Raw genomic sequence first — 15765 nt, 5'->3', positions numbered from 1 at the left:
GACCGGCTGGTCGCGGCCTACCCGCTGGTCGTCGGCAACTACGACGGCGCGCCGCTCGCCCTGCGCTACCGGGCCAACCGGGTGGCGCTGGCCGCCGAGCGCGACCACGCCCGGGCCCGCGCGGCCGACCCGGAGCTCGACCAGGACCAGCGCGCGCTGGCCGTCTCCCGCGCCAACGACGTGCAGAGCCTGCTCGCCCCCGGCCGGCAGATCCTCGCCTTCGACCCGCGCGGCCGGGGCCTGCTGACCGAGGTCTGGGGCGACCTCGGGACGGCCGACCGGATCGCCGTGCTCGTCCCCGGCTCCGACGCCGACCTCGGCCACTTCGACCAGGCCGTGGAACCGCTCCGCTCCCCCGCCGGGATGGCCCGCGCGCTGTACGAGGAGGAGCACCGGCAGTCCCCGGGCTCCCGCACCGCCGTCGTCGCCTGGACCGGCTACGTCACCCCCTCCGGCCTCGGCCCGGACGCGGTCACCTCCCGGCTCGCCGACGTCGGCGCGCCCCGGCTGCGCCGCCTGCTCGCCGGGCTGAAGGAGACCACCCGCCCGCAGGCGCCGCCGGCGCTGTTCTGCCACTCCTACGGCTCGGTGGTCTGCGGCACGGCCGCGCCGGACATCCCCCGGGCGGCCGCCTCCCCGACGGACACCGCCGGGGTCACCGACCTGGTGGTCTTCGGCTCCCCCGGCATGGGCGTGGAGAGCCGCTCCGAGCTGGGCGGCGGGGTGCGGGTCTGGGCGACCCGCAACGAGACCGACTGGATCGGCAACGTGCCGTACCTGGAGGTCGGCGGGCTCGGCCACGGCGCCGACCCGACCTCGGTGGACTTCGGCTCCGAGCGGCTCTCCTCGGCCCACTCCTCCGGCCACAACGGCTACTTCGCGACCGGCACCGACAGCCTGTACAACTTCGCCGCCGTCGCCCTCGGCCGGGACCAGGACGTGCTCCGCCCGGCCCCCGAGGCCTAGGGCGCGCCTTCAGACCCTCGCCCCCGGGTCAGACCGGGTCGGGCCGGCGCGCCTCCTGGTAGAGCCGGACGGCCTCGGCGGCGGTGCGGGCCATCTCCCGGCGGGCGGCCGGCGGGTGGAGCACCTCGGCGTCCGCGCCGAACGCCAGCAGGGCCCGCACGGCCGGCAGCGACTGGAAGCCGAGCGCGAGTTCGACCCAGTCCTCGGGCGCGCCGCCCCCGGTCTCCGGCGGCGGCGCGGTGAGCCGGGTGCCGTGGATCCGGACGAACATGTCCAGCCGCCCGCGCCGCACCCGCACCTTCACCGTCAACTCCCTGGGCAGCCGCTCCACCTGCTCGCGCAGCACCGTCCAGACGTCGCCGAGCCCCACCCCCGGCCGTCGGCGCACCGACTCCTCGGCGGTCTCCGCGTACAGCACCCGGTCGGCCCGGAACAGCCGCGGCTCACCGCGCAGATCGGCCACCAGGTACCAGACGGCGGCCTTGCTGACCAGGCCGTACGGGTCCACGGTGTACTCCGCCGGGGCGGGCGAGCCGCTGTGCCGGTAGCGCAGCCGCAGGCGCCGGTCGGCGAACACGGCGTACTGCAGNNGCGTACTGCAGCTCGCCGAGGTCGGGCCCGGGGGCGGCGCCGGCCTGGAGCCAGCGCGCCGGGTCGACCAGGATCCGCTCGCTGATCCGCTCGGCGCCGGGGCGGTGCGGGGCTGGCAGCGCGGCCATCACCTTGCGCAGCGCCGAACCCAGCGCGCCGTCCAGCCCGAGGTCGCTGTGCGCGCCCTGGGCGGACAGCACGAACAGGGCGCGCGCCTCGTCGGCGGTCAGGCCGCTGACATCGGTGCGGTAGCCGGGCAGCAGGCTGATGCCGCCGTGCCGGCCGCGTTCGGTGTAGACCGGCACGCCGGCCGTCGAGAGGGCCTCGACGTCGCGGTAGATGGTGCGGACCGACACCTCCAGCCGTTCGGCCAGTTCGGTGGCGGGCACCCGGCCGCGGGTCTGGAGCAGCAGCAGGATCGAGAGCAGGCGGTCGGCCTTCATGCTCCGAGGATCCCAGAAATCATGACGGCGCTTGTCAGGTTTTACCGGGAGATTGCCTCCGTACCGCAAAACCTTCCGCACCACTGGAGTTGAAAGTTCCCATGGACACCACCCAGGACCCGCGCCCGCTGTACCTGCTCGCCCTCGACCAGTTGGAGAAGCTGGTCGCCGAGGCCGCCCCGGAGACCCTGGACCGGCCCACCCCGTGCACCGAGTACGACCTGCGGACCCTGCTCGGCCATGTGGTCGGCGGCATCCACCGGCTCGCCTACATGGGCGAGGGCGGCCACTGCGAGGACGTCGCGGCCGCGACCGGCGAACTCCCCGACGACGGCTGGCCGGCCGCCCTCACCCGGGCCCGGGCCCGGGTGACCGCCGCCTGGGCCGAGGACGCCAAGCTCGACCGCCCGACCTTCGCGCCCTGGGGCGAGGTGCCCGGCCGGGCGGCGGTCGGCGGCTACGTCCTGGAGACCGTCACCCACGCCTGGGACATCGCCCGCGCGCTCGACACCGACCCCCCGCTGGACGAGCGGCTGGACGAGCGGCTGGCCGAGGCCGCGCTGGGGATCGCCCTGGCCGTGCTGCCGGCCGAACCGCGCGGCGGCGCCGTGCCGTTCGGCCCGGTCCGGCCCGCCCCCGCCGAGGCCGGTCCGTACACCCGGCTCGCCGCGTACCTCGGCCGGGAGGTCTGAGACCCCCGGCTCACGGCTCCCACCGCGCGACCCGGCCGTCGTACAGGTCGATCTTGTGATCGAGCACGGCCAGCGTCGCGTGCAGGTCCGCGATCCGCTGCCGCACCTCCTCCCGGTGGGCGAGCAGTCCTCCCGGTGGGCGAGCAGCAGATCGCGCCGGTCGGCGGAGGTCCGGTCGCCCTCGCGGGCCAGCTCCACGTACCGCAGCATGTCCGCCACCGGCATCCCGGTCAGCCGCAGCCGCCCCAGGAAGGCCAGCCGGTGCAGGTCGGCGTCGCTGTACCGGCGCTGACCGGAGGCCGAGCGGTCGACCGGGTCCAGCAGGCCGATCCGCTCGTACCAGCGCAGGGTGTGCGCGGTCAGCCCGCTGGCCACCGACACCTCGCCGATGGTGTGCCGCGCCGTCCGGTCCGGCGCGCCGAGCGGGTCCCGGAACACCTCGTCGCAGGTGCGCAGTCCGGCCTCGATCGCTGCGAGTACGGTCATCTCGGTCCCCCCGGTGCTGAACGTGCCGACGCCACCGGCGCCGTGGAGTGCGGTCGGACCAAGCCTGCCATCCCGGCGGGGCGGGCGCCCCCGTTAGAGTCGGCGCATGGAGAGCTTGCGGAAGATCGAGACCTGGCCGGTGCCGCACGCGGCGGCGGCCGTCGTACGGGGCGCGGACGGTGCGCTGCTGGGTGCGCACGGTCCGCAGGAGCACCTGTTCCCGCTGGCGTCGGTGACCAAGCTGCTCACCTCGTACGCCGTGCTGGTCGCGGTCGAGGAGGGCGTCTTCGAGCTGGACGACCCGGCCGGGCCCGAGGGCTCGACCGTCCGGCACCTGCTGGCCCACACCTCGGGCCTGGCCTTCGACGAGCACCGGGTGATGGCCGAGCCCGGCAACCGCCGGCTCTACTCCAACGCCGGATTCGACGTGCTGGCCCGGACCCTGGAGGAGGCGGCGGGCATCGAGTTCGGCCGGTACGCCGCCGAGGCCGTGTTCCAGCCGCTCGGCATGAACGCCACCCTGATCAACACCGCGCACCGCACCCCCGCCGGGGCCGGCGGCCTGTCGACCGTCGCCGACCTCGCCCGGTTCGCCGCCGAGCTGCAGTCGCCCAAGCTGCTCGACCCGGGCACCCTGCGCGCGGCGACCCGCGAGGTGGCCTTCCCGGGCACCGGCGGCGTGCTGCCCGGCTTCGGCCACCGCCGGCCGAACGACTGGGGCCTCGGCTTCGAGATCCGCGACGGCAAGGCCCCGCACTGGACCGGCTCCACCAACTCCCCGGCGACCTTCGGCCACTTCGGCCAGTCCGGCACCTTCCTGTGGGTGGACCCGGAGGCCGGGGTGGCCTGCGTCGCGCTCACCGACCTCGACTTCGGCCCGTGGGCCGCCCAGGTCTGGCCGGTGCTCTCCGACGCCGTCCTCGCCGAACTCCGGGGCTGACGGCGGCAGTACGCGGGGCGGTACGGCAGCAGCGGCGCCGTCAGCCGTACGAGACCGGCGAGTGCATCTCCCACAGGAGCAGCTCCGCGCCGGTCCCGCCGGCCGTCGGCGCCGCGAAGGCGTCCCCGGTGATCCGCACGCTGTCGCCGGGCACCATCGAACGGCCGCCGCCCTGCGGCCCGGGCACCGTCCGGTAGCCGAGCGAGCCCGCCGTCAGGTGCGCGTAGCGGTAGGCGGCGGCCGGCAGCGCCGGCAGCGGCTGCCAGGGCCCGGCGGTCACCAGCCACAGCGCGGCGTCCCCGCGCCGCAGCCGCAGCGCCTCCGTGCCGGCGTCCCGGGCCAGCCCGGAGGCGAGCAGCGTCAACCCGTCGGCCGCCCGCTCCACCCCGCGCAGCCCGTACACCGGCGGCGCGTCGAGGACGTCCGGCTGGAGCCACATCTGGACGAAGCGGACCGGGCCGTCGGCGCCGCCGACATTGCGCTCGGTGTGGCTGACGCCGGAGCCCGCGCCCAGGTGCTGGACCATGCCGGGCCGCACCACCCCGCTGTGCCCGTGCGAGTCCCGGTGGGCCAGCGCGCCCTCCAGCACCCAGGTGAGGATCTCGGTGTCCCGGTGCTTGTGCTCGTCGTACCCGGCGCCGGGGGCGAGCTGTTCCTCGTTGCACGCCAGCAGGGCCCCGAAGTGCGTGTTCTTCGGGTCGTAGTGCCCGGAGAAGGAGAACGCGTGCCGGGTCTCGACGCCCTCGGCGGGGGTCGAGAGGTAGCGCTCGGCGGTACGGCGGAGATCGGCCCTGGGACGGGCTGGGGCATCGGTCACGGGCCCACCGTAGTGCCGGCTCCGGCGGGTGTGACGGTCACCACCCCGCCCGTCCGCCGGGGCCTGTGCACGAGCAGTCACTCCGGTGAGGCAGTCTTGTCCCTGTGCCAGCCGCCTCCGCGAACTCCAAGAGCGATCCGACCGTCCCCGACAGGAACGGGAAGAGCCCGACGCCCGGTGCCGGGAGAGACCGGCCCGGGCGGGCGGCACCGCGCCTGACCGCGCAGGAGCGCCGGCTCGCCGCCGACCGCGCCGAGCGCCGGGCCGCGACCCTCAAGCGGCTGGAGAAGTCCTCCGGCAAGCTCGCCTCCGCCGCGATCGCCAGGATGGACGACCAGCTCGGCTGGTACCGGCGGATGCCGCCGGAGCACCGGTCCTGGATCGGCCTGGTCGCCCAGGCCGGTATCGCCGCGTTCACCGAGTGGTACCGCAAGCCGGACGCCCCGCAGGCGATCTCCACCGATGTCTTCGGCACCGCGCCGCGCGAGCTGACCAGGGCGATCACCCTGCGCCAGACCGTCGAGCTGATCCGCACCACCATCGAGGTGATGGAGGAGGCGATCGAGGAGGTGGCCGCCCCCGGCGACGAGGCCGACATGCGCGAGTCGGTGCTGGTCTACGCCCGGGAGATCGCCTTCGCCACCGCCCAGGTGTACGCCCAGGCCGCCGAGGCCCGGGGGGCCTGGGACGCCCGGCTGGAGGCCCTGGTGGTCAACTCGCTGCTCTCCGGCGACGCCGACGAGGGCGTGCTGTCCCGGGCGGCCGCGCTCGGCTGGGGCCAGCCCAGCCAGGTCCGGGTGGTGATGGGTTCCGCTCCGGACGGTGACAGCGAGCTGGTGGTGGAGGCGATCCGCCGGGCCGCCAGGTACGCCAAGCTGCACGTGCTGACCGGGGTGCTGGGCAAGCGCCTGGTGGTCGTGGTGGGCGGCGACAAGGAGCCGGTGCACGCGGCCCGGGCGCTGATCGGCCAGTTCGCGGCCGGTCCGGTGGTGGTCGGCCCGACCGTGCCCGACCTGCTCTCGGCGACCCGCTCGGCACACGCCGCCGCGGCCGGTCTGCGGGCCTGCGCGGCCTGGCCGGACGCCCCGCGGCCGGTGCTGGCGGACGATCTGCTGCCGGAACGGGCACTCGCGGGCGACCAGGCGGCCCGGCGCCAGCTGGTGGAGGAGATCTACACACCGCTGGACGAGGCCGGTTCGGCACTCCTGGAGACCTTGAGTGTCTACCTGGAGCAGGCCTCCTCGCTGGAGGGCGCCGCCCGGATGCTCTTCGTCCACCCCAACACGGTGCGCTACCGGCTCCGACGTGTGACCGACGTCACGGGCTACGCTCCCTCCGACGTGCGTTCGGCCTTCACCCTGCGTATCGCACTGGCGCTGGGGCGGCTCACGGCCACCGGAGAGTCAAGCTGACCACGCTGTAGGGACCTTACAATCCCGGATGCTTTTCTTCGTTACCGTCGCCTACCCGCCCCCGGGCGCCTGGCGAGAGAGGGTTGAACCGTGCTCGTAATCGTCGCCCCTGGACAGGGTGCCCAGACCCCCGGTTTCCTCAGCCCCTGGCTGGAGCTCGACGGCGTCGCCGACCGCCTCCGCGGTTGGTCGGAGGTCGCCGGGCTCGACCTTGTGCGCGCGGGCACCGAGGCGGACGCCGAGGAGATCAAGGACACCGCCGTCGCGCAGCCGCTGCTGGTCGCCGCCGGCCTGGTGACCGCCCGCGCGCTGTTCCCGGACGAGAACGCCGCCCGCGGGCTGGTCGGCGCGGTCGCCGGCCACAGCGTCGGCGAGATCACCGCCGCCGCCGGCGCCGGGGTGCTGAGCGCCCACGACGCCCTCACCTTCGTGCGCGAGCGCAGCCTGGCCATGGCCGAGGCCGCCGCGGCCACCGAGACCGGCATGGTCGCCCTGCTCGGCGGCGACGCCGAGGCCGTCGCGGCCAAGCTGGCCGAGCACGGCCTGACCGCGGCCAACAACAACGGCGGCGGCCAGATCGTCGCGGCCGGCACCCTGCCGCAGCTGGACGCGCTGCGCGAGGACCCGCCGGCCGGCTCCCGGCTGGTCGCGCTGAAGGTGGCCGGTGCCTTCCACACCTCCCACATGGCCCCCGGCGTCGAGCGGCTGGCCAAGCTGGCCCCGACCCTGACGGTCGCCGACCCCGAGGTCGCCTACGTCTCCAACCAGGACGGCCAGGTGGTCGCCTCCGGTGCCGAGGTGCTGAGCCGACTGGTGTCGCAGGTGTCCAACCCGGTCCGCTGGGACCTCTGCATGGAGACCCTCCAGCAGCTGGGCGCGACCGCCGTCATCGAGCTCGCCCCGGCGGGCACCCTCACCGGACTGGTCAAGCGCAACCTCAAGGGTGTGGCGACGCTTGCCCTCAAGACCCCCGCCGACCTGGACAAGGCACTCGCCCTGGTCGCGGAGCACGGCGGTCAGGAGCAGGAGCAGGCATGAGCAACACCCCCCAGATCCGCCCCGTCACCGGTGCGCAGTACTCGCGCATCCACGGTGTGGGCGGCTACCGGCCGGTCCGGGTGATCCCGAACGCCGAGGTGCTGACCTGGATCGAGTCCTCGGACGAGTGGATCCGCACCCGCAGCGGGATCGCCGAGCGCCGCTGGGCCGGTCCGGAGGAGTCCGTCGCCGAGATGTCGGTGCAGGCCGCCGGCAAGGCGATCGCCCAGGCCGGGATCGACCCGGCGCGGATCGGCGGCGTGATCGTCGCGACCGTCTCGCACCTCAAGCAGACCCCGGCCGTCGCCACCGAGATCGCCGAGCGGCTCGGCTGCGGCACCGCCCCGGCCTTCGACATCTCGGCCGCCTGCGCCGGCTTCGGCTACGGCCTGGGCCTGGCCGACGGCATGGTGCGCGGCGGCAGCGCCGAGTACGTCCTGGTGATCGGTGTGGAGCGGCTCAGCGACCTGACCGACACCTCGGACCGCTCGACCGCGTTCATCTTCGGCGACGGCGCCGGCGCCGCGATCGTCGGCCCGTCCGACACCCCCGGCATCGGCAAGGTCGTCTGGGGCTCGGACGGTTCGCAGAAGGACGTCATCTCGCAGACCGAGGCCTGGGACACCGCCTTCGCCAAGCAGGACGCCATCAACGGCGCCGGCGAGGAGACCAGGTGGCCGGCCCTGCGGATGGAGGGTCAGACGGTCTTCCGCTGGGCGGTCTGGGAGATGGCGAAGGTGGCCCAGCAGGCGCTGGACGCCGCCGGGATCACCGCCGACCAGCTCGGCGCGTTCATCCCCCACCAGGCCAACATGCGGATCACCGATGCCATGATCAAGGCCCTCAAGCTGCCCGAGTCGGTGCCGGTCGCCCGCGACATCGCGGAGACCGGGAACACCTCGGCGGCCTCCATCCCGCTCGCGATGGAACGCATGCTGGAGAGCGGCGAGGCCCGCAGCGGGGACCTCGCACTGATCATCGGGTTCGGGGCGGGTCTCGTGTACGCCGCGGCGGTCGTTACGCTCCCCTAGGCGTTTTCTGCCCGATCCACCACAAACCTGCGTCCGTCCGCCGGGCGGCCGCATTCAACACCGAAGAGGAGCAGCCAGTATGGCTACCAAGGACGAGGTTCTGGAAGGTCTCGCCGAGATCGTCAACGAGATCGCCGGCATCCCGACCGAGGACGTCGAGCTCGACAAGTCCTTCACCGACGACCTGGACGTCGACTCGCTGTCCATGGTCGAGGTCGTCGTGGCCGCCGAGGAGCGCTTCGACGTCAAGATTCCGGACGACGAGGTCAAGAACCTGAAGACCGTCGGCGACGCGGTGAACTACATCCTCACCAACGCCTGAGCCGTCGACTCTGTCGATGCCTGAGATCGGCCGACTCCACCGGGTCGGCCGACCCGCCGGCCGGGACGCCCACCGGGCGCCCGGCCGGGCCCACATTCGGCCCGCCGCCGACCCCCCGCACGAACGTGAGAGAAGAAGATCCAGTGACCGTTGAAAACCGTACCGTGGTCGTCACGGGTATCGGCGCCTTCACGCCGCTGGGCGGCGACGCCGCCACCACCTGGGAGAACCTGCTCGCCGGGCGCTCCGGGGTGGCTGTCCTGACCGAGGAGTGGGCCGCCGAGCTGCCCGTCCGGATCGCCGCGCGCACCGCCGTCGAGCCGGGCGAGATCCTCCCCCGTCCGCTGGCCCGCAAGCTGGACCGCTCGGCGCAGTTCGCGCTGATCGCCGCCCGCGAGGCCTGGGCCGACGCCGGTTTCGAGACCCCGGCCACCGACGAGTCCTCCAAGCTGGCCCCGGAGCGCCTGGGCGCCGTGATCGCCTCCGGCATCGGTGGCGTCACCACCCTGCTCGACCAGTACGACGTACTGAAGGAGAAGGGCGCCCGCAAGGTCTCCCCGCACACCGTCCCGATGCTGATGCCCAACTCCCCGGCGGCCAACGTCGGTCTGGAGGTCGGCGCCCGCGCGGGTGTGCACACCCCCGTCTCCGCCTGTGCCTCCGGCGCCGAGGCGATCGGCTACGCGATCGAGATGATCCGCAACGGCCGCGCCGACGTCGTGGTGGCCGGCGGCACCGAGGCGGCGATCCACCCACTGCCGATCGCCGCGTTCGCCAACATGATGGCGATGTCCAAGAACAACGACGACCCCGAGCGCGCCTCCCGCCCGTACGACAAGGGCCGGGACGGCTTCGTGCTCGGCGAGGGCGCCGGCGTGGTCGTGCTGGAGTCCGTGGAGCACGCCGAGGCCCGCGGCGCCCGCATCTACTGCGAGGCGGTGGGCCAGGGCCTGTCCTCGGACGCCCACCACATCGCCCAGCCCGAGCCGACCGGTGCCGGCGTGGCCCGCGCGCTGGCCGACCTGTTCGAGCGCAACCAGCTCGACAAGGCCGAGATCGTGCACGTCAACGCGCACGCCACCTCGACCCCGCAGGGTGACACCGCCGAGCTGAAGGCGCTCCGCAAGGAGCTGGGCGAGGAGCTCGACCACATCGCCATCTCGGCGACCAAGTCGATGACCGGCCACCTGCTGGGCGGCGCCGGCGGCATCGAGACCGTCGCCACCGTGCAGGCCCTGTACCACCGCCTCGCCCCGCCGACCATCAACGTCGACGAGCTGGACGACGACGTGGACGCGGACATCGTCCGCGGCGAGGCCCGCCCGCTGCCCGAGGGCCGGATCGCGGCGCTGAACAACTCGTTCGGCTTCGGCGGCCACAACGTGGTGCTGGCCTTCCGCTCCCGCTGACCCCGGGCCGAGGGTCCACAACCGGACCGCGTCCGACGAGGAGGGGCCGGCGCTCGTACTGAGCGCCGGCCCCTCCTCGTCGTTCGTCCCGCGGCGGGTCAGACCACCTGGTGCAGCCAGCGCACCGGGGCACCCTCGCCCGCGTAGCGGAAGGGCTCCAGCTCGTCGTCCCAGGGCTTGCCGAGCAGCATGGCGATCTCGCCCTCGAGGTCCGCCCCCTCGCTGCGGGCGCGCAGCAGGACGGCGCGCAGCCGGTCCTCGGGGATGAGGATGTCACCGTGGATGCCGGTGACGGCGTGGAAGATGCCGAGCGAGGGCGTGCTGCTGTAGCGCTCGCCCTCGGCCGTGGCACAGGGCTCACTGGTGACCTCGTACCGCAGCAGCTGCCAGCCGCGCAGCGCGGAGGCGAGCTTCGAGGCCGTGCCGGGCTCGCCCTGCCAGGAGAGCTCGGCGCGCCAGTGTCCGGGCGCGGCCGGCTGGCGGATCCAGTCCAGGCTCACCCGCACTCCGAGCACCCCCGCGACGGCCCACTCGACGTGCGGGCACAGCGCGCGGGGCGCGGAGTGGACGTACAGGACTCCACGTGTCGTCACCGGGACCTCCAGGCTGTGGACGAGGGTCGCCTTCCCCAGCTGCCTCGCGTTCGTGCCCGTAGTTGATCCACAGTTACCCACGTTAGCCGACATTAAGTCACTAAATTGAGCAAAACGGACAGGCTTTCGCTCAATGCTAGTCGAATCCGCAACGAGGTCCACCCCCCGGTGGGATCTCTCCCCCGAACGGCCCCATCGCCAGGCGGGACCACCGTACCGCGCCTCCCCGCAGCGGTGCTGACGCACTTTCGGATCCGGCCGGAATGCGGTAGTGCGGCCGGATCCCCTCCGCCGGGTACGCAAACCGCCTCGCACCGGCGGTGGCCGGTACGAGGCGGGAGCGGGGGCCGTCGGGACGGGGCGTCAGCCCTTCAGCCGGACCACCATCTTGCCGGTGTTGGCACCGCGCAGCATGTCCAGGAAGGCCTGGGCGGCGTTCTCGAAGCCGTCCACCACGGTCTCCTCGGAGCGCAGCTTGCCCTCCTGGAGCCAGCCGCCCACCTCGGCGACGAACTGCGGGCGGAGCGCGTCGTGGTCGCCGACCAGGATGCCCTCCAGGCGCAGCCGCTTGCCGATGACCTGCATCAGGTTGCGCGGGCCGGGGGCGGCGGCGGTGTCGTTGTAGTGGGCGATCGCGCCGCACAGCACGGCCCGGCCGTGCACGCCCAGGGCGTTGATCGCGGCCTCCAGGTGCTCCCCGCCGACGTTGTCGAAGTAGAGGTCGATGCCCTCCGGGGCGACCTTGGCGAGCTGCTCGCCGACCGGGCCGTCCTTGTAGTTGAAGGCGGCGTCGAAGCCGAACTCCCCGGTCAGCCGGTCGACCTTCTCCGCCGAGCCGGCCGAACCGACCACCAGCGAGGCGCCCTTGAGCTTCGCGATCTGGCCGACGATCGAACCGACCGCACCGGCCGCGCCGGAGACGAAGACCCGGTCGCCCTCCTTGAACGCGCCGACCGCGAGCAGGCCGGCATAGGCGGTCAGGCCGGGCATGCCGAGCACGCCGAGGTAGGCGGAGAGCGGGACGCCCTCGATCTCCGGCACCTTGACCGCGTGCTTGGCGGGCAGGGTGGCGTACTCGCGCCAGCCGAGCCCGTGCAGCACCGCGTCGCCCGGGGCGAAGCCCTCGGCCGCCGAGGCCACGACGTAGCCGACGGCGCCGCCGTCCATGGCCGCGCCGAGCTGGAACGGCGGGATGTAGGACTTGGCGTCGTTCATCCGGCCGCGCATGTAGGGGTCGACCGACAGGTCCGTGTTGCGGACCAGGATCTCGCCCGGGCCCGGGGTCCGGACCGGCGCCTCGACCAGGGCGAAGTCGGTCGGGACGGGCCAGCCCTCGGGGCGGGCGGCGAGGTGCCACTCGCGGGCGGTGGCGGGTGCTTCCGGAGCGGCGGTCGGCTCGGCGGTCATGATGATCTCCCCACATAAAAGGTTGAGTCGGTGAAGTAACAATGGGCATGAAAGGTTCACGTTGTCAACTGTTCAGGTATGATGGGAAGCATGGACACCCAGCCGACCCGGGCCACCGCACCGCAGACCGACGAGATCACCCGCGAGGTCGTCGATCTCATGGCGAACCTGGTCGCGCTCTTCCACCGCGAGTACGAGGAGGCCGCCGCCGCCCGCTCGCTCACCGGAGCGCAGGCCAAGGTCCTCGCACTGCTGCGGCGCGGCCCGATGCCCATGCGCCAGATCGCCCAGACGCTCAGCTGCGAGCCCTCCAACATCACCGGCATCGTGGACCGGCTGGAGACCCGCGGCTTCGTCACCCGCCAGCCCGACCTCCAGGACCGCCGGGTCAAGCTGGTCGCCGCCACCGAGACCGGGGCGGGCGCCTCCGAGGAGCTCCGCGAGTCGCTGAACTTCGCCCGCGAGCCGCTCGCCGCGCTCGACTCCGAGGAGCGGACCCAGCTGCGCGACCTGCTCCGCCGGATGCTCACCGGCGCCACCGGCCCCGGCGCGTGAGCAGCATCACAGCTCCGGCCTCCGAATTGTCCGCCGATCGGAGGTAACCGAACACTCCCCCGAGACGTCTAACGTTCGAAGACGAGGCACCCGCCCGCCGACCGGCGGCCGGGTGGGATCCCAGAACGGAAAACGGGGGGACGGGAAGGATGAGCGGCAGCTCGCGCCGTCGGCGTGTCATACGGACCGTCATAGGACTCGCGGCCGTCCTGGTGCTGACCGTGGCCGGAGCCGGGGCCTGGTTCTACCACCGGCTGGACACCAACATCAGCACCTTCGACGCCGGTGGTGTCGCCACCGAGCGCCCGCCCGCGCCGGTACCCACCGCTCCCGGGGCCTCGGTGCCGGTCAACGTCCTGCTGCTCGGCTCGGACACCCGCAACGACGGGAACTCCGACCTCGGCGGCGGCGACGAGGGGGTGGGCCACTCGGACACCGCGATCCTGCTGCACGTCTACGCCGACCGGAAGCACGCCGTCGGCGTCTCCATACCCCGCGACACCCTGGTCACCGTCCCGTCCTGCCGACTGCCCAGCGGCGACTGGACGAAGCCCCGCACGAACCAGATGTTCAACGAGGCCTTCACCGTCGGCGAGTCCCCCAAGGGGAACCCGGCCTGCACCCAGAACACCGTCGAGGCGCTCACCGGGCTGCGGATCGACCACACCATCGTGGTCGACTTCAAGGGCGTCGCCGCGATGACCGACGCCATCAACGGCGTCGAGGTCTGCGTCCCCAACGACGTCAACTCGCACAACATCAAGCTCCGCAAGGGCCTGCAGAAGATCGCCGGCCAGCCGGCCGTCGACTACCTCCGCGCCCGCTACGGCATCGGCGACAACTCCGACATCGGCCGGATGAAGCGCCAGCAGGCCTTCCTCTCCTCGATGATCCGCAAGATCCAGTCCCAGGGCTTCTCGCTGCCGACCCTGCTCCCGCTCGCCGACGCCGCCACCCGCTCGCTGACCGTCGACGAGGGCCTCGGCACCGCGATGAAACTGGTCGACTTCGCGCAGTCGCTGCAGCAGATCAAGCTGTCCGACATCACCTTCGTCACCACCCCCTGGCGGTTCTCGGTCGTGCAGAAGGGCCGGGTCGACCTGGTCCACCCCGACGTGGACACCCTGTGGCGGCTGCTCCGCGAGGACCGCACCCTGGACGGCCAGAGCACCGGCCTGGTCGCGGACGCCGACACCGCCGCCCCCTCGCCCGCCGCCACCGACGGCGCCGCGACCCCCGCGCCGGCCGCGACCCCGCTGAGCCCCGAGCAGCTCGCCGCCACGGTCACCGTGGTCAACGGCGTCGGCACCGACGGCCTCGCCGGCCGGGGCGCCGCGGCGATCCGGGCCCAGGGCTTCACCAATGTCTCGCTGGGCGCCACCACCGGCGGCCGGCTGCGCACCGAGATCGCCTACGACCCGCCGTTCAAGGCCGTCGCCGACCAGCTCGCCACGCTCTTCCCCGGCGCCAGGACGACCGAGGAGCCGGGCTCCGAGGGCGTCACGGTCACCCTCGGGCGCGACTACCGCCCGGCGCCCGCGGCCACCACCGGTCCGACCGCCCGGCCCGTGCCCGGCGGCGCGCCCGCCGCCGTGGGAGCCGCCGTCGGTGCCCCTGCCGGCGCCCCCACCGCACCGCCGGCCGCCACCGGACCGCTGCCCAGCAGCGTCCCCAGCGGCATCGCCGAGAACAGCCGCGGCGCCGACGCCGACCCCTGCGCCAACCTCACCTTCGGCTGAGGCCCGGCTCGGCCTTCCCGCCCCTTCCCGCCACTGCCCGCCCGGCGCCCGGCTCAGGCGGGATCGGGCAGCCCGGTGACGACGGCGGTGAGCCTGGTGCCGGGCGGGAAGGCGCCGGCCGCCGTGAGGTCGTACAGGGCGGCCAGCGTCTTCGCGACATAGCGGCGCTCCAGGGCGATCCCGTGCCGCCGCTCGAAGCCGGCCGCGAACTCCTCCAGCGCGGCCGGCACCCGGCCGTACCCGCCGCCGTGGTGCCCGTGGTCGATCCGCCAGCCGTCGAACTCCCGCCCGTACGCCTCCCGGTGCAACCGGGTCACCTCGTCCTCCAGGTACCCCTCGCCGCCGCGCAGCACCGCCACGCCCAGCGCCCGCGCCCCCGGCGGCAGCCCGGCCGCGATCCCGGCCAGCGTGCCGCCGGTGCCGACCGGGCAGCAGACCACGTCGCGCTCGCCCAGGTCGGCCAGCTCCGCCACGATCTCCGCCGCGCCGGTGACCGCGAGGCTGTTGGAGCCGCCCTCCGGCAGCACCAGGCCGGCGCCCCAGCGCCACCCCGCCCCCTCCCCGGCCCGGCCGGCGGCCTCCCGGTACTCGGCCCGGGTCAGGAACACCAGCTCCATCCCGGCCGCCTCCGCGGCCCGCAGCGACCAGTTGCGCGGCCGGTCGGCCAGTTCCTCGCCGCGGACCAGCCCGACGCTCTCCAGGCCGAGCGCCGCGGCCGCCACCGCGACCGCCCGCAGATGGGTGGAGTACGCCCCGCCGAAGGTCAGCAGCCGGGTGTGGCCCCCCTCGACGGCGGCCGCGAGGTTCGGCGCGAGCTTGCGCCACTTGTTCCCCGGCACCAGCGGGTGCGCCAGGTCGTCCCGCTTGAGCCGCAGCTCCACCCCGGCCCGGGCGAGCGCCTCGTCGGTGCAGTCCGCCAGCGGGGTCGGCAGCAGCGCGGATTCGAGCATCCGGCCAGCTTACGGGCGACCGGTGGGGGTGAGCAGGCCCAGGTCGAAGCCGGCGGCGACGGCCGAGGCGCGGTCCTTGACGCCGAGCTCGGCGTAGACGTGGATCAGGTGGGTCTTCACGGTGGCCTCGCTGATGAACAGCCGGGCCGCCGCCTCCCGGTCGGTGGATCCGGCGGCGACCAGCTCCAGCACCTCCGGCTCGCGCGGGCTCAGCGGCTCCCGTCCGGCTCCAGGTCCGGCTCCCGGACCTGGCCGAGCACCGAGGCGCCGCGGACGGCCTCCCTGACGCCTACGAGCCTCCCGCGCGGGGCCCCGCCGACGGATCGACCGAACGGTCCCGGCGGCCGGCGGGCGCGGTGGAGGAGGGATCAACC

14 protein-coding genes and 3 pseudogenes are annotated in these 15765 nt (G+C 74.0%); 10 read left to right on the top strand and 7 right to left on the bottom strand.

What is annotated here, in order from left to right:
- The coding region (locus VR45_RS05395; protein ID WP_045938517.1) for an alpha/beta hydrolase at window positions 1–966 on the top strand (966 nt) is incomplete at its 5' end.
- A 28-nt stretch (window positions 967–994) separates the two neighbouring features.
- On the opposite strand, the pseudogene VR45_RS05390 reads toward VR45_RS05395, so the two are convergent.
- Window positions 995–2000: pseudogene (locus VR45_RS05390) on the bottom strand (WYL domain-containing protein).
- Between the two features lie 101 nt (window positions 2001–2101).
- On the opposite strand from VR45_RS05390, the gene VR45_RS05385 reads away from it, so the two are divergent.
- Window positions 2102–2692: a TIGR03086 family metal-binding protein gene (locus tag VR45_RS05385; protein ID WP_045938516.1), complete on the top strand. Its 591-nt coding sequence runs from the start codon at window positions 2102–2104 to the stop codon at window positions 2690–2692.
- Between the two features lie 10 nt (window positions 2693–2702).
- On the opposite strand, the pseudogene VR45_RS43710 reads toward VR45_RS05385, so the two are convergent.
- Window positions 2703–3178 (bottom strand): annotated as a pseudogene (locus VR45_RS43710) (MerR family transcriptional regulator).
- A 106-nt stretch (window positions 3179–3284) separates the two neighbouring features.
- On the opposite strand from VR45_RS43710, the gene VR45_RS05380 reads away from it, so the two are divergent.
- A complete protein-coding gene (locus VR45_RS05380) occupies window positions 3285–4118 on the top strand; it encodes a serine hydrolase domain-containing protein (protein ID WP_045938515.1) in 834 nt (277 codons plus the stop codon).
- A gap of 40 nt (window positions 4119–4158) precedes the next feature.
- Here VR45_RS05380 and VR45_RS05375 read toward each other — a convergent pair whose 3' ends face one another.
- Entirely contained in the window at window positions 4159–4935 is a 777-nt protein-coding gene (locus VR45_RS05375; protein WP_045938514.1) for a pirin family protein, read from the bottom strand.
- A 215-nt stretch (window positions 4936–5150) separates the two neighbouring features.
- Here VR45_RS05375 and VR45_RS05370 point away from each other — a divergent pair, with 215 nt between their 5' ends.
- The 5 genes from VR45_RS05370 to fabF all read left to right on the top strand — a co-directional run bounded on the left by VR45_RS05370 (window position 5151) and on the right by fabF (window position 10147).
- Window positions 5151–6347, top strand: coding sequence for a PucR family transcriptional regulator (locus VR45_RS05370; protein WP_030395837.1), 1197 nt, complete (start codon window positions 5151–5153; stop codon window positions 6345–6347).
- Window positions 6348–6437: 90 nt separating this feature from the next.
- The gene (locus tag VR45_RS05365) at window positions 6438–7385 is read left to right on the top strand and encodes an ACP S-malonyltransferase (protein ID WP_045938513.1); all 948 of its coding nucleotides are present in this window, start codon (window positions 6438–6440) and stop codon (window positions 7383–7385) included.
- Window positions 7382–8416 (top strand): beta-ketoacyl-ACP synthase III, encoded by a 1035-nt coding sequence (locus tag VR45_RS05360; protein WP_030395835.1) that lies wholly within the window; start codon window positions 7382–7384, stop codon window positions 8414–8416. The genes VR45_RS05365 and VR45_RS05360 overlap by 4 nt, the downstream gene beginning before the upstream one ends.
- Window positions 8417–8495: 79 nt before the next feature.
- Window positions 8496–8738 carry an acyl carrier protein gene (locus tag VR45_RS05355; RefSeq protein ID WP_030310143.1) on the top strand — a complete coding sequence of 81 codons (243 nt, stop codon included), beginning with the start codon at window positions 8496–8498 and terminating at the stop codon, window positions 8736–8738.
- Window positions 8739–8881: 143 nt separating this feature from the next.
- Window positions 8882–10147, top strand: coding sequence for a beta-ketoacyl-ACP synthase II (fabF, locus tag VR45_RS05350; RefSeq protein ID WP_045938512.1), 1266 nt, complete (start codon window positions 8882–8884; stop codon window positions 10145–10147).
- Window positions 10148–10245: 98 nt separating this feature from the next.
- Here fabF and VR45_RS05345 read toward each other — a convergent pair whose 3' ends face one another.
- Together VR45_RS05345 and VR45_RS05340 are read right to left on the bottom strand one after the other, a co-directional pair.
- Window positions 10246–10740, bottom strand: coding sequence for a DUF3145 domain-containing protein (locus VR45_RS05345; RefSeq protein ID WP_045938511.1), 495 nt, complete (start codon window positions 10738–10740; stop codon window positions 10246–10248).
- A 363-nt stretch (window positions 10741–11103) separates the two neighbouring features.
- Window positions 11104–12147 carry an NADP-dependent oxidoreductase gene (locus VR45_RS05340; RefSeq protein ID WP_045938510.1) on the bottom strand — a complete coding sequence of 348 codons (1044 nt, stop codon included), beginning with the start codon at window positions 12145–12147 and terminating at the stop codon, window positions 11104–11106.
- Between the two features lie 90 nt (window positions 12148–12237).
- On the opposite strand from VR45_RS05340, the gene VR45_RS05335 reads away from it, so the two are divergent.
- Both VR45_RS05335 and VR45_RS05330 read left to right on the top strand, forming a co-directional pair.
- Window positions 12238–12702 (top strand): MarR family transcriptional regulator, encoded by a 465-nt coding sequence (locus VR45_RS05335; RefSeq protein ID WP_030395831.1) that lies wholly within the window; start codon window positions 12238–12240, stop codon window positions 12700–12702.
- Between the two features lie 149 nt (window positions 12703–12851).
- The gene (locus VR45_RS05330) at window positions 12852–14441 is read left to right on the top strand and encodes an LCP family protein (RefSeq protein ID WP_107084104.1); all 1590 of its coding nucleotides are present in this window, start codon (window positions 12852–12854) and stop codon (window positions 14439–14441) included.
- 53 nt (window positions 14442–14494) lie between these two features.
- On the opposite strand, the gene VR45_RS05325 is transcribed toward VR45_RS05330, so the two are convergent.
- Complete coding sequence (locus VR45_RS05325) at window positions 14495–15391, bottom strand: pyridoxal-phosphate dependent enzyme (RefSeq protein ID WP_045938509.1); 897 nt, start codon at window positions 15389–15391, stop codon at window positions 14495–14497.
- A 9-nt stretch (window positions 15392–15400) separates the two neighbouring features.
- Window positions 15401–15616 (bottom strand): annotated as a pseudogene (locus tag VR45_RS48360) (helix-turn-helix transcriptional regulator); the annotation flags it as partial.
- Between the last annotated feature and the right edge of the window lie 149 nt (window positions 15617–15765).

Origin of the sequence: Streptomyces sp. NRRL S-495 (assembly GCF_000966955.1) — a bacterium.
In the GTDB taxonomy this organism is placed as follows: domain Bacteria; phylum Actinomycetota; class Actinomycetes; order Streptomycetales; family Streptomycetaceae; genus Kitasatospora; species Kitasatospora purpeofusca.
This window is presented reverse-complemented; position numbering and strand designations above follow the sequence as displayed.

Coding starts and splice junctions, on each gene's coding strand:
- VR45_RS05360 (WP_030395835.1), top strand. CDS start 7,382: ATGAGCAACACCCCCCAGATCCGCCCCGTCACCGGTGCGCAGTACTCG.
- VR45_RS05335 (WP_030395831.1), top strand. CDS start 12,238: ATGGACACCCAGCCGACCCGGGCCACCGCACCGCAGACCGACGAGATC.
- VR45_RS05355 (WP_030310143.1), top strand. CDS start 8,496: ATGGCTACCAAGGACGAGGTTCTGGAAGGTCTCGCCGAGATCGTCAAC.
- VR45_RS05385 (WP_045938516.1), top strand. CDS start 2,102: ATGGACACCACCCAGGACCCGCGCCCGCTGTACCTGCTCGCCCTCGAC.
- VR45_RS05325 (WP_045938509.1), bottom strand. CDS start 15,391: ATGCTCGAATCCGCGCTGCTGCCGACCCCGCTGGCGGACTGCACCGAC.
- VR45_RS05340 (WP_045938510.1), bottom strand. CDS start 12,147: ATGACCGCCGAGCCGACCGCCGCTCCGGAAGCACCCGCCACCGCCCGC.
- VR45_RS05330 (WP_107084104.1), top strand. CDS start 12,852: ATGAGCGGCAGCTCGCGCCGTCGGCGTGTCATACGGACCGTCATAGGA.
- VR45_RS05380 (WP_045938515.1), top strand. CDS start 3,285: ATGGAGAGCTTGCGGAAGATCGAGACCTGGCCGGTGCCGCACGCGGCG.